Here is an 18172-nt window from a genome sequence, read left to right as displayed (position 1 = left end):
GCGGGCTCAGGTACCGTGGAAGCCCTACGGACCGGTCTCTCCACGGAGAGTCCGTTCCAGATCATGAACGCGTGTCAAGACTCTGAGGCCACCGAGCCTCGTATCCGAGGGGGTCGAGCCATGGGGCGCGGCCGGGCAAAGGCCAAGCAGACGAAGGTCGCCCGCCAGCTGAAGTACAGCAGCGGCGGGACTGACCTCTCGCGTCTGGCCAATGAGCTGGGCGCTTCGACTTCGAGCCAGCCGCCGAATGGCGAGCCGTTCGAGGACGACGACGAGGAAGAAGACGACCCGTACGCTCAGTACGCGGATCTCTATAACGACGACGACGAGGACGAGGACGACGAGTCCGGTCCTACGCCGCAACGTCGTGGCGCTTGACACAGCAGCGTCCCTCGCGGTTTCCGCATAGCCGGAACAGCTGCACCTCACCCGGTCCGGGGCAACACCGCCGGACCGGGTTTTGTGCTGCCGTCGATCAGCTCAGACCGCGTAGTCGCCGACCATGGCCGCGCCCGTCGCGTGGTCGCCGCGCTCGGTGATCTCGCCGGCGACCCAGGCCTCGACCCCGCGGTCGGCCAGGGTCTCCAGAGCCACGTCCGCGGACTCCTCCGGGACGATCGCGATCATGCCCACGCCCATGTTCAGGGTCTTCTCCAGCTCCAGGCGCTCGACCCGGCCGGTCTTCCCGACGAGGTCGAAGACCGGCGCCGGGGTCCAGGTGGAGCGGTCCACGATGGCGTGCAGGCCGTCCGGGACGACCCGGGCGAGGTTGGCGGCCAGTCCGCCGCCGGTGACGTGCGAGAAGGCGTGCACGTCGGTCGTGCGGGTCAGTGCGAGGCAGTCCAGCGAGTAGATCTTCGTGGGCACGAGGAGTTCCTCGCCGAGCGTGCGGCCGAGTTCGTCGATCCGCGCCTCCAGGTCCAGGCCGGCCTGGTCGAGCAGCACATGCCGGACGAGCGAGTACCCGTTCGAGTGAAGTCCGGAGGCGGCCATGGCGATGACCGCGTCACCCGTGCGGATGCGATCCGCGCCGAGCAGCCGGTCGGCCTCCACGACGCCCGTACCGGCGCCCGCGACGTCGAAGTCGTCCGGGCCCAGCAGACCCGGGTGTTCGGCGGTCTCGCCGCCGACCAGGGCGCAGCCGGCCAGCACACAGCCCTCGGCGATGCCCTTGACGATGGCCGCGACACGCTCGGGGTGCACCTTGCCGACGCAGATGTAGTCGGTCATGAAGAGCGGCTCGGCGCCGCACACCACGATGTCGTCCATGACCATCGCGACCAGGTCGTGGCCGATCGTGTCGTAGACGCCCAAGCGGCGGGCGATGTCGACCTTCGTGCCGACTCCGTCCGTGGCGGAGGCGAGCAGGGGGCGCTCGAACCGCTTGAGGGCGGAGGCGTCGAAGAGCCCGGCGAAGCCGCCGAGGCCGCCGAGGACCTCGGGGCGCTGGGTCTTCTTCACCCACTCCTTCATGAGTTCTACGGCGCGGTCGCCGGCGTCGATGTCGACACCGGCAGCCGCGTAGGAAGCACCGGAAGCGGGACTCTCAGACATTGCCTGGGATCTTTCGGGTTGGCGGTACGGGGCTTACGGGCGACGGATCGCGTCGGCCGCGGCCGTGGCGGCCGGACCGGCCGCCAGCTCGGTCTCCAGGAGCTGCTTGCCGAGCAGCTCGGGGTCCGGCAGGTCCATCGGGTACTCGCCGTCGAAGCAGGCGCGGCACAGGTTCGGCTTGGCGATGGTGGTCGCCTCGATCATGCCGTCGAGCGAGATGTACGACAGGGAGTCGGCGCCGAGCGAGGTGCCGATCTCGTCGATGGTCATGCCGTTGGCGATGAGTTCCGCGCGGGTGGCGAAGTCGATGCCGAAGAAGCAGGGCCACTTCACGGGCGGCGAGGAGATCCGGATGTGGACCTCGGCGGCCCCGGCCTCGCGGAGCATGCGCACCAGCGCCCGCTGGGTGTTGCCGCGCACGATCGAGTCGTCGACGACGACCAGGCGCTTGCCCTTGATGACTTCCTTCAGCGGGTTCAGCTTCAGGCGGATGCCGAGCTGCCGGATGGTCTGCGAGGGCTGGATGAACGTACGGCCGACATAGGCGTTCTTCACCAGACCGGCGCCGAACGGGATGCCCGAGGCCTCCGCGTAGCCGATCGCGGCCGGGGTGCCGGACTCCGGAGTCGCTATGACCAGATCGGCCTCGACCGGAGCTTCTTTCGCGAGTTTCCGGCCCATCTCCACCCGGGAGAGGTACACGTTCCGCCCGGCGATGTCGGTGTCGGGGCGGGCCAGATAGACGTACTCGAAGACACAGCCCTTGGGCTTCGCTTCCGCGAATCGGGAGGTGCGCAGGCCGTTCTCGTCGATGGCGACGAACTCGCCCGGCTCGATCTCGCGGACGTAGGCGGCGCCGCAGATGTCGAGGGCCGCGGACTCGGAGGCGACGACCCAGCCGCGCTCGAGCCGGCCGAGGACCATCGGGCGGATGCCCTGGGGGTCGCGGGCCGCGTAGAGGGTGTGCTCGTCCATGAAGACGAGCGAGAAGGCGCCCTGGACCTGCGGGAGGATCTGGTGGGCCGCCTCCTCGATGGTCAGCGGCTTGCCGTCCGGGTCCTCCTGGGCGGCGAGCAGGGCCGTGAGGAGGTCGGTGTCGTTGGTCGCGGCCACGCGCGGGGTGCGGCCGCCCTCCTTCTTGGGGAGGTCGGCGACCATCTCCGCGAGCTGGGCGGTGTTGACCAGGTTGCCGTTGTGGCCGAGCGCGATCGAACCGTGCGCGGTGGCGCGGAACGTCGGCTGGGCGTTCTCCCAGGTGGAGGCCCCGGTGGTCGAGTAGCGGGCGTGACCGACCGCGATATGACCCTGGAGCGAACCGAGCGAGGTCTCGTCGAAGACCTGCGAAACGAGGCCCATGTCCTTGAAGACGAGGATCTGGGAGCCGTTGCTGACCGCGATTCCCGCGGATTCCTGGCCTCGATGCTGGAGGGCGTAGAGCCCGAAGTAAGTGAGCTTGGCGACCTCTTCACCGGGAGCCCAGACTCCGAAGACGCCACAAGCGTCCTGGGGTCCTTTCTCGCCGGGGAGCAGATCATGACTGAGTCGACCGTCACCACGTGGCACGGCACCGAGTGTAGGCGAGATCGACCACTGGTCCGAATGCGGGATACACGCCTGCAATGGATCACTCACCGACGGCACCGCTCTCACCAGCGAAAACACGGAAAGCGGCGCTACGACGACCCCGCCGCCCGCCCTACGAGGTGAGCGGTCGCACATCCCGCCGCGCCCCGACCGGCCCCGAACCGGCCTCAGGACATGATCGGCAACAGCCCTCCGAGGTCGGCCCGCTCCCCACTGGCCCTCACCTTCGCCTCCTCCACGGCGTCCTTCCACGACGTCCGTCCGGTCGCGAGCCGGATCCAGGTCAGGGGGTCGGTCTCCACGACGTTGGGCGGGGTGCCGCGGGTGTGCCGGGGCCCTTCGACGCACTGCACGACGGCGTACGGCGGGATCCGCACCTCCGTCGAACCGCCGGGCGCCTTCACGGCCAGCGCGTCGGCCAGCAGCCGGGTGCAGGCGGCGAGGGCCTGGCGGTCGTAGGGGATGTCGAGGCCGGGGACGGCGGCGTTCAGGTCGTCGGTGTGGACGACGAGTTCGACGGTGCGGGTGACGAGGTAGTCGGCCAGGGGCATTGCGCCCGCGTTGGTTTCGAGCAGCCGGGTGCCGGGGTGGGCGTCGAGGTGCCCGACGAGGGTCTGCTCGATGTCGGCGAGGTAGGCGCCGAGGTCCGGGTGCTGTTCGGCGAGCGTCCGCGTGAAGTCGGCGATGGCGGAGGAGCTGGCCGCGGTGGCGAAGGGCCAGTCGAGGACCACGGCGTCCTGCGCCGCCGGGGCCGGCCGGTCCAGGGCGCGGTGCACGGCGGTCACCGCCATCCCGATGTGCGCGACCAGCTCGCGCACGGTCCAGTCCCCCAGCCGGGTCGGCAGCGCGAGCTGCTCGGGGCCGAGGCCCGCCACCGCCTCCCGTACGTTCCCGAACTGGGCGAGCACCGCGGTGCGGGTCTTCGCCGGGTCATAGGTGCGGGCGCGCTTCTTGGCCGTGGGCATGACGGGGAGCCTAACCCCTGCCGCGAGGGCTTCTCATGGTGTTCTGCGGGCGTAGGCGCCTAGTCCGTCTTCCACCAACGCGAAGGCTTGGGCGGCTCGTTCGGGTGCCTCGGCGACGATTGTGTCGACCTGCTCGCCGTCGTCGATCCGGCGCCAGTGCTCCTCGATCAGGGCATTGCGCGCGGCACTGATCATGGCCGCCGCGATCGTGGCGAGCATCAGGTCGCCGGTCTCCTCGGCCAGGTGCGCGGCCAGGTCCCGGGTGCCCTTCTGGGCGGCCAGGAAAACACGGTCCCGCAGGACCGGGGTCCCCAGGACGAGTTCGCGCAGTTGGCGGACGAACACCTCGTTGGCCAGGCCGACCGACGGGTCGCGCACCTCGACGTACTCCAGGAACTGACGTCGTACGGCGTCCACCGCGGACTCGCCGGACCGGCGCTCGCGCACCGCGCGGGCCGCGTCGCCGAAGTGGTCCTCCATCGGCCGGAAGACCAGGTCCTCCTTGGTGCCGAAGTAGTTGAAGACGGTCATCTTGGAGACGTCGGCGGCGTCCGCGATCTCCTGCACGGACACGTTGTCGAATCCGCGCTCGACGAAGAGGGCGATCGCGGTCCGGACGATCCGCCTGGCCGTCTCGATCTTCTTCCGTTCGCGCAGGCCCATCACTTCGGTCACGCACTCACTGTACCAAGACGAAATTTAATCCCGGATGAAATATTGACTCAGTACATTAACTCGCCTCATGGTGATGCCATGACCGAGACCCAGCGAAAAATCGGCTTCGTCGTCTGCCTCGTCACGATCGTGCTGGCCCTGCTCGACATGCAGATCGTGTCCGCGGCCACCGTCCCGATCGTCCGGGACCTCGACCCCGCGCACGGCATCGACAAGATCCCGTGGCTGGTCAGCGCCTACGCGCTCGCGTCGGCGGCGATGCTCCCGCTCTACGGCAAGCTCTGTGACGTACACGGTCCCAAGCGGGTCTTCACCGCGGCGATCGCCACCTTCCTGCTCGGCTCGGCGCTGTGCGGAGCCGCGCGGTCGATGGACCAGCTCATCGCGGCGCGGGCCGTCCAGGGCCTGGGCGGGGGCGGCCTGATGAGCATCACGATGGTGGTGATCGCCCACCTCAAGGGACCGGACGAGGTGGACTCCGGCAGGGGCGCCAACGCCGGCGGCCTGGTCGCGGGCGGCGCGATGGCGATCGGCCCGTGGATCGGCGGTCTGCTCGCCGACCATGCGAACTGGCGGTGGATCTTCTACGTCAACCTGCCGGTGGGGTTGGCGGTGCTGGTGACGGCCTCCCTGGCGCTGAAGCTCCCCGAGCAGCATGTCCGACGCCCCCTGGACTACCTGGGCGCGGGGTTGGCGGCCCTGTTCTCCAGCGCGCTGCTGCTGATGACGGACTGGGGCGGCAAGAGGTACGGGTGGGCCTCGCCGGAGATCGTGGGCTTGGGCTTCGCCACGGCTGTGACGCTCGCCCTCTTCCTGTGGCGTCAACTCCGGGCCCCCGAACCGGTGTTGCCGCTCTCCCTGTTCAAGGTCCGCGAACTGCGGCTGGGCTTCGCGGTGCAGGCGATTCTCGGCGGCGCGATGATGTGCGCGATCTACTACGTCCTGATCTATCTGCAGGTCGCGCGAGGCATCGCCAGTTCCTCGGCGGGCCTCTTCCTGGTGCCGCTGGCGGTGGGACTGGGCGCGGCGGGTCTGCTCACCGGGCCGCTGGGCGCGCGGGGCTGGTCGGCCCGTACGTTCACGCTCAGCGGTACGACGACGACGGCACTCGCGTTCGCCCTGCTGGCCACGACGACCGGTCCCGACACCTCCCTGTGGCTGATCCGGGCCGAACTGCTGCTGGCGGGCGCGGGGTTCGGACAGCTCGTCGGCCAGCTGATCCTGCTGGTCCAGGACTCCGCACCACGCCACCAGCTGGGCGTGGCCACGACCTCGATCCGCTTCTTCCAGACCCTCGGCAACGCCCTGGGCACGGCGGCGTTCGGCACGGTACTGGCCCGTCTCTACGCCGAGAACGGGGCCGGTGGGGACATCGCGGGGCTGGCTCGTCTGACGGGTTCGGCGCGCGTCGGCGGCGTCCAAGCCTTCGTGGACGCGACGCAGGTGGTGTTCTGGGGCGGGGCCGGATTGATGGGCGTGGCCGCGGTGTTGGCCTGGCGGTTGCCCAAGTCCGGAGCGGAGAGCGGCAGTTCGGTCACCGGGGGCGAGTCGGCGGCAGGGCGTCGTATCGGCGGTCTGTCGGGGATGTCGGCGGTGCGTCGGCGAGCTGTCGGCGCCGCGTTGAAACCTGACGGGGATCCCGCCGGACAGCCGTCCGGCAGGCCCGTCGCACGCAAGGAATCGTCATGACCACGCATGTCACGATCATCGGTGCCGGACTCGGCGGACTGACTCTCGCCCGCGTCCTGCACGTCAACGGCATCCCGGCCACCGTCTACGAAGCCGAGGCCTCACCGACGTCCCGCCTCCAGGGCGGGATGCTCGACATCCACGAACACAACGGCCAACTCGCCCTGAAAGCGGCCGCCTTGGTGGACGAGTTCCGCGCCGTCGTCCTGGAGGGCCGTCAGGCGACCCGCGTGCTCGACCGGGACGGAACCGTCCTGATGGAGGAGCCCGACGACGGTACGGGTGGGCGACCCGAGGTGCAGCGCGGCGAGTTGCGGCAGATTCTGCTCGACTCGCTCCCGGCCGGCACCGTGCGGTGGGGACACAAGGCCACCCACACCCGCACCCTCGACGACGGCCGCCACGAAGTCGCCTTCGCCGACGGCGGCACCGTCATCACGAACCTCCTCGTCGGCGCGGACGGCGCCTGGTCACGCGTCCGGCCCCTGCTGTCCGACGCCACCCCCGAGTACTTCGGCCGGTCGTTCGTCGAGACCTATCTGTACGACAGCGAGACCCGGCACCCGACCGCCGCGAAGACCGTCGGTGGCGGCTCGCTGTTCGTGTTCGCCCCGGACACAGGAGCGAGCGGGAAGTGGATCGCGGCGCACAGGGAGAAGGGCGAAACGCTGCACGCCTACGTGATGCTGGCCAAGCCGCAGGAGTGGTTCGCCGCCATCGACTTCACCGACGCCGCCGTGGCCACCGCACGGATCGTCGCCGAGTTCGACGGCTGGGCCCCCCACATCACCGCCCTGATCACCGACAGCGACACCGCCCCGGTCGTACGCCCCCTCAACTCACTGCCGATCGGGCACCGTTGGGACCGGGTGCCGGGAGTGACCCTCCTGGGCGACGCCGCCCACCTCTCGCCGCCGGACGGCGAGGGCGCCAACCTGGCCATGCAGGACGGTGCCGAACTCGCCCTGGCCATCGCCGCGCATCCCGACGACATCGAGGCCGCGCTCACCTCGTACGAGGAAGCACTGTTCCCCCGTAGCGCCGCGGCGGCGACCGCGGCGGTGGCCACCAACGAAGCGATCGGCCAACAGTTGATCGACGCCTCCGGCAGGGACGAGCGGACCGTGTAAAAAGCCTCAGGTCTTGGACGGCTGGAACGTCGCCGCCGCCGGGAACTTCAGGCCGGTGCAGTCGCGGCGGGCGGCGACATCCCTGACGTACGCCTTGAACAGGGCCTGGAGCCGCTCCTGGACGACCTTGCTGTACGGATAGTCGACGCTCAGCGTGTGGACGGCCGGCTGTCCGGCGCAGGTGGAGGAGGCCCACCACACGTTGTCGTCACGGTCGTAGCCCGCCGTGCCGGGGCTCAAGGCCACCTGCTCCCTGCCGAAGTGGTCCGTCGCGACCTCGCGTGCCTCGTCGCCGAAGTACGACTCGGTCCGCAGCCAGAACGGCGCGACCCGGAGCACGTCGTCGAGGCTGTCGGCGCCGACCTCGTCCTTGCCGAGTCCCGGCCACATCCCGCGCACCTCCTTGTCGCTCACCCCGAGCAGACAGCTCTCCTCCTGCGCGTGGGCGGCGGGGGTGGCCAGGGCGCGGTCGGGGAAACGCCAGCGGCCCTTCGCCCCGACATATCCGGCGTACCAGCCGCACGTTCCGCCGGCCGACTTCGCATTCACCAACGTCGCACTGGGCGTGGGCAGTTCGGCCGGAAGCGCGGGCGGCGTGGCCTTGCAGCCCAGCTTCTTCGCCGCCCGTACGGCCGCGGTGCGGGCCAGCCCCGCAAGCGCTCTGCGGTCGGCGTCCGTGACCGGGGCGTCCTCGAAGTACTTGGCCACGGTCATCGTGTTGACGGACGTCATCCGGCCCGAGCCGTCGGCACACTCAGCCTTCACCACGGCCGCGTTGCCGTAGTACACACCGAGCCGCCCGTCACCGATCGGGTATGCCGCGGTCTGCCCCGCCTCCCGTGTGATGTCGGCCTTCGCCGGCCTGCCCAGTATCCCGAACGGGTCGTCCCACCCGCTCACCAACTGCGCGAAGTCGTCGCTCGGGTTCGCCCAGACGGAGAGCAGGAAGTGGCCGTGCGTGGAGCCCGGCTTCCCAACCCGGTAGATCTGACACTGCGCGGACGTCGAGGCGGTACCGAGGTCGCCGATCGAGTCGTCGTCCCCGCTGCCCGCCCGCGCCCTCGTCGTACCGCCGTTGAGGTCCAGCACCTGGTCGGGGTCGACGAGCCCGGCGCGAGCCTTCGCGATCCGGTCCCGGCTGGCGGACCGGTCGAACTGGTCCCTCGCCTCCAGCCACAGCCCCCAGCCGCCCGCACCGACCCCGAACACCGCTGCCACAGCCACGAGTTGGTTGAAGGCATTGCGCCGACGGCTGCCCCGGTCCGGAGTCAGCCAGCGGGAGCGCGGAAAGGGCACCCGGGCACGCTCGGAGGACTCAGCCGTGTTTTCACTGTGCAAGCTCACGCGCACCTCCGGGCGCCGCCGAACTCGCTTGTCCCTACCGATACTTCCACGTTCCCGCTCCCCCGTTCCACGCCCACGAACCGCCGAAGTCAGCACGAGCGAAGGCCCTGCCCGGATCCCGGACAGGGCCTTCGCCTGCGTTCCTACGACGACCTACGCCAGCAGGGCCGGGATCGTCCCCTCGTGCGCCTCGCGCAGCTCCGCCAGGGAGAGCGCGAACTCGCCCTGGACGTCCACCGATTCACCGTCGACGACACCGATGCGCGTGACCGGCAGGCCCCGTGCGCCGCACATGTCGTTGAAGCGGAGCTCCTCCGAGCGCGGAACCGCGACGACCGCGCGGCCCGCCGACTCCGAGAAGAGGAAGGTGAACGCGTCGAGGCCGTCCGGGACGATCAGACGCGCGCCCTTCCCGCCGAGCAGCGCCGACTCCACGACCGCCTGGATCAGACCGCCGTCGGACAGGTCGTGCGCCGAGTCGATCATGCCGTCGCGGGAGGCGGAGATGAGGATCTCGGCCAGCAGCCGCTCCCGCTCCAGGTCGACCTTCGGGGGCAGTCCGCCGAGGTGGTCGTGGACGACCTGCGACCAGGCCGAGCCGCCGAACTCCTCGCGGGTGTCGCCGAGCAGGTAGAGGAGCTGGCCCTCTTCCTGGAAGGCGACCGGGGTGCGGCGCGCGACATCGTCGATCACACCCAACACCGCTACCACCGGGGTCGGGTGGATGGCGACGTCGCCCGTCTGGTTGTAGAGCGAGACGTTGCCGCCCGTCACCGGGGTGCCCAACTGCTGGCAGGCGTCGGCCAGTCCACGGATCGCCTCCGCGAACTGCCACATCACCGCCGGGTCCTCGGGCGAACCGAAGTTCAGGCAGTCGGAGACCGCGAGGGGCTTCGCGCCCGTGGTCGCCACGTTGCGGTAGGCCTCCGAGAGCGCCAACTGCGCGCCCGCGTACGGGTCCAGCTTCGCGTACCGGCCGTTGCCGTCCGTCGCGATGGCGACCCCGAGGCCGGTCTCCTCGTCGATGCGGATCATGCCCGAGTCCTCGGGCTGCGCCAGCACCGTGTTGCCCTGCACGAAGTGGTCGTACTGGGACGTGATCCACTTCTTCGACGCCTGGTTCGGTGACGACACCAGCGCCAGGACCTGAGCCTTCAGTTCCTCCGAAGTCCCGGGCCGGGCAAGCTTGTTGGCGTCGTCCGCCTGGAGCGCGTCCTGCCAGGACGGGCGGGCGTACGGGCGCTCGTAGACCGGGCCGTCGTGCGCGACCGTGCGCGGGTCGACGTCCACGATCTTGCCGCCGTGCCAGAAGATTTCGAGGCGGTCGCCGTCGGTCACCTCACCGATGACGGTGGCGATGACGTCCCACTTCTCGCAGATCTCCAGGAAGCGGTCGACCTTCGACGGCTCGACGACAGCGCACATGCGCTCCTGCGACTCGCTCATGAGGATCTCCTCGGGCGAGAGCGTGGAGTCACGGAGGGGTACGTCGTCCAGGGTGACCGTCATGCCGCCGGAGCCGTTGGACGCCAACTCGCTGGTGGCGCACGACAGTCCGGCCGCGCCGAGGTCCTGGATGCCGACGACCAGCTTCTCCTTGAAGGCCTCCAGGGTGCACTCGATGAGGAGCTTCTCCTGGAAGGGGTCGCCGACCTGGACGGCCGGACGCTTCGAGGGCTTGGCGTCGTCGAAGGTCTCGGAGGCGAGGATCGACGCGCCGCCGATGCCGTCGCCGCCCGTGCGGGCGCCGTAGAGGATGACCTTGTTGCCCGCGCCGGAGGCCTTCGCGAGGTGGATGTCCTCGTGCCGCATGACGCCGATGGCACCGGCGTTGACCAGCGGGTTGCCCTGGTAGCAGGCGTCGAAGACGACCTCGCCGCCGATGTTCGGCAGGCCCAGGCAGTTGCCGTAGCCGCCGATGCCCGCGACGACGCCCGGGAGGACGCGCTTGGTGTCCGGGTGGTCCGCCGCACCGAAGCGCAGGGGGTCCACCACGGCGACCGGGCGGGCGCCCATCGCGATGATGTCGCGGACGATGCCGCCGACGCCGGTGGCCGCGCCCTGGTAGGGCTCGACGTAGGAGGGGTGGTTGTGGGACTCCACCTTGAAGGTGACCGCGTAGCCCTGGCCGACGTCGACTACGCCCGCGTTCTCGCCGATGCCGACGAGCAGCGCGTCGGACTGGGGGGCCTTCTCGCCGAACTGGCGGAGGTGGACCTTGGAGGACTTGTACGAGCAGTGCTCGGACCACATGACGGAGTACATGGCGAGCTCGGCGCCGGTGGGCCGGCGGCCGAGGATCTCCACGACCCGCTCGTACTCGTCCTTCTTCAGGCCGAGTTCGGCCCAGGGCAGCTCGACGTCGGGGGTCTCGGCCGCGTGCTCGACCGTGTCCAGAGGCGTCCGGCTCATGCGTTGACCAGCTTCTTGAGGATCGAGGTGAAGAAGGGAAGGCCGTCGGTGCGGCCGGACCCGATCAGCGGCTCGACCGCGTGCTCGGGGTGCGGCATGAGGCCCACGACGTTCCCGGCGGCGTTCGTGATGCCGGCGATGTCGCGCAGCGAGCCGTTCGGGTTCACGTCCAGGTAGCGGAAGACGACCCGGCCCTCCGCCTCCAGCTCGTCGAGCGTGTGCTCGTCGGCGACGTAGCGGCCGTCCATGTTCTTCAGCGGGATGTGGATCTCCTGGCCCGCGGTGTAGTCACCGGTCCAGGACGTGTCCGCGTTCTCCACCCGCAGATTCTGGTCACGGCAGATGAAGTGCAGGTGGTTGTTGCCGAGCATCGCGCCGGGGAGGAGGTGGGCCTCGGTGAGGATCTGGAAGCCGTTGCAGATACCGAGGACGGGGAGTCCCGACTTCGCCTGCTCGATGACCGTCTCCATCACCGGCGAGAAGCGGGAGATGGCACCCGCGCGCAGATAGTCGCCGTAGGAAAAACCGCCCGGGAGGACTACCGCGTCCACCTGGTGGAGGTTCTTGTCCTTGTGCCAGAGAGCGACCGGTTCGGCGCCGGCGAGGCGGATCGCGCGCTGGGTGTCCCGGTCGTCGAGGCTGCCCGGGAAAGTGACGACGCCAATACGAGCGGTCACTTCGCGGCCTCCGCGACTTCCTCCACCTTGACGGTGAAGTCCTCGATCACGGTGTTGGCGAGGAAGGATTCCGCAAGATCGTGGATGCGGGCGAGCGCGGCCTCGTCGACCGGGCCGTCAACTTCCAGTTCGAATCGCTTTCCCTGACGTACGTCGGAGATGCCTTCGAAACCCAGGCGCGGCAGCGCACGCTGGACCGCCTGGCCCTGGGGGTCGAGGATCTCCGGCTTGAGCATGACGTCGACTACGACGCGTGCCACTGGCACTCCCGGTGTTGTGGTGCTGAGCGTGTTCCTGCGGGTCTTCGACAGGTGTCTTCAGACTACCCGCACAAAATTTCTACGCGGGTAGAGTTGTAGGAATCTACGTGAGGACCGTCACGATCCGGCATCGGGTGGGGGTCTTCACGAAAAGTTCAGGGAAAGATCCCGGATCGATCCCGGTTCGCTATTGCGCGGAGACACGCGGGAAGATTTAGTCGGGCTTCACATTGCATTGCCGGGCACTGTACAAATGAATTGGCAATAGCCGATACTTTGCCCATTAACAGGCGGACAGTCGACATCTCCGCACCTCCGTGGCGTCTCCGTGCGTCCTCGCGGATAGTGCGGTTTCAGGTGTCGCACGAAGGGACCGATATTCGTGGCGCAGAAGGTCGTGGTCACTCTCTTTGACGACATCGACGGCTCGGAAGCGGCGGAGACGATCGCCTTCGGACTCGACGGCAAGTCGTACGAGATCGACCTGAATCAAGCCAATGCCAAGAAACTGCGTAAGGCGCTCGCGCCGTACGTGGACGCAGGTCGCAAGCGGTCGAGGTCGGGCAAGGCCTACCGCCAGACCGAGGTGGCCCCCGACCCGGCGGCCGTCCGGGCATGGGCACAGGCGAACAAGATGGACGTACCGGCCCGCGGACGCATCCCCAAGAAGGTCTACGAGGCGTTCGCCGCCGCGCAGTAGCCGGGCCGCGCGGTTCCCCCGACGACCGGTCACCGGGCCCTCGGGGGAACCGACTTGCGCAGCACCCCTCCTGGTCAGCTAGAGTTCGGAGCACGCCGAGGGGCGAGGCCGAAAGGCCCAGCTCACGGAGTACATGCGGGTGTAGTTCAGTAGCAGAACATCCCCCTTCCAGGGGGAAGGCGCAGTGTGCAATTCCTGTCACCCGCTCTGCATCACCGTCCGGACCACTCTGGTGGATCGGGTAGGCTGGTGCTCGCGCCGATCGGTGAGAGCCGGTCGGAGGCAATGCGGACGTAGCTCAGTTGGTAGAGCGCAACCTTGCCAAGGTTGAGGTCGCCAGTTCGAACCTGGTCGTCCGCTCGGGAACAAGACCCCGGTCCACTGGACCGGGGTCTTTTCGTGCGCCCGTGTGCTTCGACGCCCGTCTGACATTTGTCATGCCGAGTGATGACACCGCGCACTGCTGCCGCGCCCCCGCCGCCGGGACGCTGGAGCCATGGACACCAACGAACACGAACACGTGATTGAGGTCACCGACCTACGCCGTGTGTACGGGGGCGGGTTCGAGGCTGTGCGGGGGATCACATTCTCCGTCCGGCGCGGAGAGGTCTTCGCGCTGCTCGGCACCAACGGCGCCGGCAAGACCTCGACCGTCGAGGTGCTGGAGGGGCTCGCGGCGCCGTCCGGCGGCCGGGTGCGCGTCCTCGGCCACGATCCCCACACCGAGCGGGCCACCGTACGGCCGCGTACCGGCGTGATGCTCCAGGAGGGCGGCTTCCCGTCCGAGCTGACCGTCGCCGAGACCGCGCGGATGTGGGCCGGCTGCACGAGCGGAGCGCGGCCGGTGCCGGAGGCGCTCGCGCTGGTCGGGCTGGAGCGGCGGGCCACCGTACGGGTGAAGCAGTTGTCCGGGGGTGAGCGGCGGCGGCTCGATCTCGCGCTCGCGCTGCTCGGGGAGCCCGAGGTGCTGTTCCTCGACGAACCGACCACCGGGCTCGATGCCGAAGGGCGCCGGGACACCTGGGAGTTGGTGCGGGCGCTGCGCGACGGCGGGACGACCGTGCTGCTGACCACGCACTACCTGGAGGAGGCCGAGGGGCTCGCCGACCGGCTGGCGATCATGAGCGAGGGGCGGATCGCGGTCACCGGCACTCCGGCCGAGGTGACGGCGGGGCGGCCCTCTCGGATCTCCTTCGAACTGCCCGCCGGGTACTTCGTGGGGGACCTGCCGCCGCTCGCCGAGCTGGGGGTCGTCGGGCACGAGGTGGACGGGAGGGTCGTACGGCTGCGGACGCACGAGCTGCAGCGGGCGGCGACCGGGGTGTTGGTGTGGGCCGAGCGGGCGGGCATCGAGCTGCGGCGGCTGGAGATGCGGTCGGCCTCGCTGGAGGAGGCGTTCCTGGGGATCGCGCGGGAGCAGGAGGTGGCCGTATGAACGCCGTGGCTACTACTCCGGCGGGGCGGATGCGGGCGCTGGGGCGCGCCGAGCTGAGTCTGCTCGGGCGGAACCGGAACGCGGTGGTCACGGCGCTGTTCGTGCCGCTGGCGCTGCCGTTCAGTGTGCGGCCCGCGGTCGACCAGATGGATCTGAAGGGGGAGGGTCTGTCGGTCGGCTCGGTGATGCTGACCGCCGCGATCGGTTTCTCGCTGCTCTTCGCCGTGTACTCCTCCCTCGTCAGCGCCTTCGTCGCGCGCCGCGAGGAACTCGTCCTCAAGCGGCTGCGCACCGGGGAGCTCGGCGACTCCGAGATCCTCGCCGGCACCGCGCTGCCGGCCGTGTGCCTCGGGTTCGTGCAGTCCGTGCTGCTGGCCGCGGCCTGTGTGCTGCTGCTCGACGCCGGGGCCCCCAAGGCGCCCCAACTCGCCTTCCTGGGGCTGCTGTTCGGCCTCGGCCTGTGTGCCGCGCTGGCGGCCCTCACGGCGAGCGTGACCAGGACGGCGGAGAGCGCGCAGGTGACCGCGCTGCCGGTGGTGCTGGTGTCCATGATGGGATCCGGGATCATCGTCCCGCTCCAGCTGCTGTCCGACCGGGTCGCGGACGTCTGCCGGTTCCTCCCGCTCTCCCCCGCGATCCGGCTGATCAGCGGCGGCTGGAGCGGCGACCTGTCCGGCTACGACGCCCTGGGCGCCGTCCTGACCGCGCTGGCCTGGACCGTCCTCGCGGTGTTTGCTGTACGGCGGTGGTTCCGCTGGGAACCGCGGCGCTGACGTACGGAGAGCACCGGATCATGCGGACATCTGGCAGCACGCGCGGCTCCGGCGGCTGGTGGGGGCGGAAGACCACGCCCGCGAAGGTCGAGACGTACACCCGGTGGTCCTTCCACTTCTTCGCCGCGGTCGAGGTCACGGCCGTCGGGCTGCCGCTGTTCGCGCAGGTCGGGGTGGGTGTCGCGGGCTGGATGTTGGTGCTGGTGACCGTGCACGCGCTGCTCTGCTCCGCGACCGCCTCCCGGGCGCTCGACTGGACCCGCGGCCGGCGGTCACAGCCCGTACGGCTGCTCTGGTTCCTCGGGGCGGTGACCGCGCTGATCGCCGTCGTCGCGCTCGTCCTCGGGGAGCGGAGTCCCGACGACAACAAGGTGCAGGCCGCCGCGACCACGCTCCTGGTGGGCGTGCTGAGTTTCGGCACCGGCACACTGACGCTCGGGGTCCGCGGCCTGCGACAGGTCCTCGCGGTGGTCGCGGGCGTGGTGGGCGGAGCGCCGGTCCTCCAGCTCGCGCTGGGGGTGGCCGCCCCTGCCGCGCTCGTCACCGCGTTCATCGTCCTCGTCGCGGCAGGTGGTCTCGCCTTCACCGCCGTCTTCTCCGTCTGGCTCCTCGACGCCGTCTACGAGCTCGACGAGGCCCGCGAGACCCGGGCCCGGCTCGCCGTCGCCGAGGAACGGCTGCGGTTCGGGCGCGACCTGCACGACGTGATGGGCCGCAACCTGTCGGTGATCGCGCTGAAGAGCGAACTGGCCGTGCAGCTGGCACGGCGCGGGCGGCCCGAGGCCGTGGAGCAGATGATCGAGGTGCAGCGGATCGCGCGGGAGTCGCAACGGGAGGTGCGGGATGTCGTACGGGGTTATCGCGAGGCCGCGCTCGACGTCGAACTGACCGGCGCGCAGGGCGTGTTGACCGCCGCGGGCATCGAGTGCGAGGTGACCGGGGAGGCGGCGGGGCTGCCGGCGGAGGTGCAGTCGGCGCTCGGCTGGGTGGTCCGCGAGGCGACGACCAACGTCCTGCGGCACGGCAACGCGGGGCGCTGCGCGGTCGCGGTCCGGGTGGCGGCGGGGAGTGTGGTGCTGACGGTGGAGAACGACGGGGCGAGGACGGTCGACGGGGGTGTCGGAGGCAGTGGTGGCGGGGGTACCGGCTCCGGCGGCGGTGGGGCGGGGCTCGTGGGGCTGCGGGAGAGGCTGAGCGCGGTGGGCGGCGAACTGGAGGCGGGGGCCGTGGACGGCGACCGCTTCCGGGTGATGGCCACCGTGCCGCTGCCCGCGGTGGCGGGAGGTGTCGCATCATGACCGCCGACGTCGTACGGCTGCTGCTCGCCGATGACGAGCATCTGATCCGGGGGGCGCTGGCCGCGCTGCTCGGGCTTGAGGACGATCTGCTGGTGGTCGCGGAGGCGGCGACCGGGCCCGAGGCGCTGGCCATGGCGCGGGCGCACCGGCCCGATGTGGCCGTACTGGATCTGCAGATGCCGGGGGCGGACGGTGTGAAGGTCGCCACATCCCTGCGGGCCGAACTGCCCGGCTGCCAGGTCCTGATCGTGACCGGACACGGTCGGCCCGGGCATCTGAAACGGGCGCTCGCGGCGGGTGTGCGGGGGTTCGTCCCGAAGACGGTGAGCGCGCAGCGGCTCGCGGAGATCATCCGCACGGTGCATGCCGGACAGCGGTACGTCGACCCGGAGTTGGCCGCCGACGCCATCTCCGCCGGGGATTCGCCGCTGACCGCGCGCGAGGCCGAGGTCCTGGAACTGGCCGCGGACGGGGCGCCGGTCGCCGAGATCGCCGAACGGGCCGCGCTGTCCCAGGGGACCGTACGGAACTATCTCTCCTCGGCCGTCTCGAAACTCGGTGCCGAGAACCGTCATACGGCAGTGCGTCTCGCACGCGAGCGAGGTTGGGTATAGTTGCTCTCGCGCCACGGCGCAGCGCGGACGTAGCTCAGTTGGTAGAGCGCAACCTTGCCAAGGTTGAGGTCGCCAGTTCGAACCTGGTCGTCCGCTCGGGAACAAGACCCCGGTCCACTGGACCGGGGTCTTTTCGTGCGGCTAGCTCCAGCTCTGGCCGGTCAGGCGCTCGTACGCCTCGATGTACTTCGCGCGGGTCGCGTCCACGACCTGCTGCGGCAGCGGCGGCGGAGGCTGCTCGCTCCTGCGGTCCCAGCCCGACTCCGGCCCGGTCAGCCAGTCGCGCACGAACTGCTTGTCGTACGACGGCTGCGCGCGGCCCGGCTCCCACTCCTCGGCCGGCCAGAAGCGGGAGGAGTCCGGGGTGAGGACCTCGTCGGCGGCGATCAGGGTCTCGCCGTCGTAGCCGAACTCGAACTTGGTGTCCGCGAGGATGATGCCCCGCTCGCGGGCGATGTCACGGGCGCGGGAGTAGATCGCGAGGGTCGCCTGCCGCAGCTGCGCGGCGGTGTCCGCGCCGACCTGCCGGGCGACCTCCTCGTACGACACGTTCTCGTCGTGCTCCCCTACGGCGGCCTTGGTGGCCGGGGTGAAGATCGGGGCGGGGAGTTCGCTGCCGTCGACCAGGCCCTCGGGGAGGGCGAGACCGCACACCGTGCGGGAGGCGTCGTACTCCAGCAGGCCGGAGCCGGTGAGGTAGCCGCGGGCCACGCACTCCACCGGGACCATGCGGAGGGACTTGCAGATCAGGGTGCGGCCGGCCCAGTCGGCGGGGGCGCCGGGCGGGAGTTCGGTGCCCAGGACGTGGTTGGGGATCAGGTCGGCGAGCTGGTCGAACCACCAGAGGGAGAGCTGGGTGAGGACGCGGCCCTTGTCCGGGATCTCGGTGGGCAGTACCCAGTCGAACGCGGAGATGCGGTCGCTGGCGACCATCACGAGCTCGCCCGCCTCGTTCTGGTACAGCTCCCGCACCTTGCCGGTGTGGAGGTGCGTCAGGCCCGGGACCTGGAGCGGCTCGGGCTTTTCTACGAATCCGGACACGGGTTCCTCCAGTGGGTCTGT

The 18172-nt window shown here is 70.0% G+C and carries 17 protein-coding genes and 3 tRNA genes; 11 read left to right on the top strand and 9 right to left on the bottom strand.

Annotated features, from left to right (window positions below):
* Positions 1 to 120: 120 nt before the first annotated feature.
* On the top strand, positions 121 to 378 hold the full coding sequence (locus ACWDEW_RS13040) for a DUF3073 domain-containing protein (protein WP_381254513.1): 258 nt from the start codon (positions 121 to 123) through the stop codon (positions 376 to 378).
* Positions 379 to 480: 102 nt separating this feature from the next.
* On the opposite strand, the gene purM is transcribed toward ACWDEW_RS13040, so the two are convergent.
* The 4 genes from purM to ACWDEW_RS13020 all read right to left on the bottom strand — a co-directional run bounded on the left by purM (position 481) and on the right by ACWDEW_RS13020 (position 4778).
* Positions 481 to 1554 (bottom strand): phosphoribosylformylglycinamidine cyclo-ligase, encoded by a 1074-nt coding sequence (gene purM / locus ACWDEW_RS13035; RefSeq protein ID WP_450512310.1) that lies wholly within the window; start codon positions 1552 to 1554, stop codon positions 481 to 483.
* Between the two features lie 33 nt (positions 1555 to 1587).
* On the bottom strand, positions 1588 to 3117 hold the full coding sequence (purF, locus tag ACWDEW_RS13030; RefSeq protein WP_262062887.1) for an amidophosphoribosyltransferase: 1530 nt from the start codon (positions 3115 to 3117) through the stop codon (positions 1588 to 1590).
* A gap of 188 nt (positions 3118 to 3305) precedes the next feature.
* A complete protein-coding gene (locus ACWDEW_RS13025) occupies positions 3306 to 4103 on the bottom strand; it encodes a sterol carrier family protein (RefSeq protein ID WP_450512308.1) in 798 nt (265 codons plus the stop codon).
* Positions 4104 to 4136: 33 nt separating this feature from the next.
* The gene (locus ACWDEW_RS13020; RefSeq protein WP_450512306.1) at positions 4137 to 4778 is read right to left on the bottom strand and encodes a TetR/AcrR family transcriptional regulator; all 642 of its coding nucleotides are present in this window, start codon (positions 4776 to 4778) and stop codon (positions 4137 to 4139) included.
* 78 nt (positions 4779 to 4856) lie between these two features.
* On the opposite strand from ACWDEW_RS13020, the gene ACWDEW_RS13015 reads away from it, so the two are divergent.
* The gene (locus tag ACWDEW_RS13015; protein WP_450512305.1) at positions 4857 to 6467 is read left to right on the top strand and encodes an MFS transporter; all 1611 of its coding nucleotides are present in this window, start codon (positions 4857 to 4859) and stop codon (positions 6465 to 6467) included.
* The gene (locus tag ACWDEW_RS13010) at positions 6464 to 7597 is read left to right on the top strand and encodes an FAD-dependent oxidoreductase (protein WP_450512303.1); all 1134 of its coding nucleotides are present in this window, start codon (positions 6464 to 6466) and stop codon (positions 7595 to 7597) included. Before ACWDEW_RS13015 ends, ACWDEW_RS13010 begins: the two co-directional genes overlap by 4 nt.
* A gap of 6 nt (positions 7598 to 7603) precedes the next feature.
* On the opposite strand, the gene ACWDEW_RS13005 is transcribed toward ACWDEW_RS13010, so the two are convergent.
* From ACWDEW_RS13005 to purS, 4 genes are all read right to left on the bottom strand, one after another.
* Positions 7604 to 8941 carry a hypothetical protein gene (locus tag ACWDEW_RS13005; protein ID WP_450512301.1) on the bottom strand — a complete coding sequence of 446 codons (1338 nt, stop codon included), beginning with the start codon at positions 8939 to 8941 and terminating at the stop codon, positions 7604 to 7606.
* 153 nt (positions 8942 to 9094) lie between these two features.
* Positions 9095 to 11353: a phosphoribosylformylglycinamidine synthase subunit PurL gene (gene purL, locus ACWDEW_RS13000; RefSeq protein ID WP_450512299.1), complete on the bottom strand. Its 2259-nt coding sequence runs from the start codon at positions 11351 to 11353 to the stop codon at positions 9095 to 9097.
* Positions 11350 to 12030: a phosphoribosylformylglycinamidine synthase subunit PurQ gene (gene purQ / locus ACWDEW_RS12995; protein ID WP_450512298.1), complete on the bottom strand. Its 681-nt coding sequence runs from the start codon at positions 12028 to 12030 to the stop codon at positions 11350 to 11352. The genes purL and purQ overlap by 4 nt, the downstream gene beginning before the upstream one ends.
* Positions 12027 to 12290, bottom strand: coding sequence for a phosphoribosylformylglycinamidine synthase subunit PurS (gene purS / locus ACWDEW_RS12990; RefSeq protein WP_015659417.1), 264 nt, complete (start codon positions 12288 to 12290; stop codon positions 12027 to 12029). Before purS ends, purQ begins: the two co-directional genes overlap by 4 nt.
* A gap of 382 nt (positions 12291 to 12672) precedes the next feature.
* Between purS and ACWDEW_RS12985 the strand changes: the two genes are divergently transcribed.
* The 8 genes from ACWDEW_RS12985 (at position 12673) to ACWDEW_RS12950 (ending at position 17206) form a co-directional block, all read left to right on the top strand.
* The gene (locus tag ACWDEW_RS12985) at positions 12673 to 12990 is read left to right on the top strand and encodes a histone-like nucleoid-structuring protein Lsr2 (RefSeq protein ID WP_019073805.1); all 318 of its coding nucleotides are present in this window, start codon (positions 12673 to 12675) and stop codon (positions 12988 to 12990) included.
* A gap of 135 nt (positions 12991 to 13125) precedes the next feature.
* Positions 13126 to 13197 (top strand) — tRNA-Gly (locus ACWDEW_RS12980).
* An 80-nt stretch (positions 13198 to 13277) separates the two neighbouring features.
* Positions 13278 to 13350 (top strand) — tRNA-Gly (locus ACWDEW_RS12975).
* A gap of 136 nt (positions 13351 to 13486) precedes the next feature.
* The gene (locus ACWDEW_RS12970) at positions 13487 to 14425 is read left to right on the top strand and encodes an ABC transporter ATP-binding protein (protein ID WP_450512296.1); all 939 of its coding nucleotides are present in this window, start codon (positions 13487 to 13489) and stop codon (positions 14423 to 14425) included.
* Positions 14422 to 15198: an ABC transporter permease gene (locus ACWDEW_RS12965; protein WP_450512294.1), complete on the top strand. Its 777-nt coding sequence runs from the start codon at positions 14422 to 14424 to the stop codon at positions 15196 to 15198. Before ACWDEW_RS12970 ends, ACWDEW_RS12965 begins: the two co-directional genes overlap by 4 nt.
* Before the next feature lie 20 nt (positions 15199 to 15218).
* On the top strand, positions 15219 to 16496 hold the full coding sequence (locus ACWDEW_RS12960; protein WP_450512292.1) for a sensor histidine kinase: 1278 nt from the start codon (positions 15219 to 15221) through the stop codon (positions 16494 to 16496).
* Entirely contained in the window at positions 16493 to 17110 is a 618-nt protein-coding gene (locus ACWDEW_RS12955) for a response regulator (protein WP_450512290.1), read from the top strand. Before ACWDEW_RS12960 ends, ACWDEW_RS12955 begins: the two co-directional genes overlap by 4 nt.
* Before the next feature lie 23 nt (positions 17111 to 17133).
* Positions 17134 to 17206: transfer RNA gene (locus tag ACWDEW_RS12950), tRNA-Gly, on the top strand.
* Between the two features lie 45 nt (positions 17207 to 17251).
* On the opposite strand, the gene ACWDEW_RS12945 is transcribed toward ACWDEW_RS12950, so the two are convergent.
* A complete protein-coding gene (locus ACWDEW_RS12945) occupies positions 17252 to 18151 on the bottom strand; it encodes a phosphoribosylaminoimidazolesuccinocarboxamide synthase (protein WP_450512288.1) in 900 nt (299 codons plus the stop codon).
* Between the last annotated feature and the right edge of the window lie 21 nt (positions 18152 to 18172).

This window comes from Streptomyces sp. NPDC001100 (genome assembly GCF_053598575.1).
Note: the sequence above shows the minus strand (reverse complement) of the source record. Positions and strands in the feature narration are given on the sequence as shown.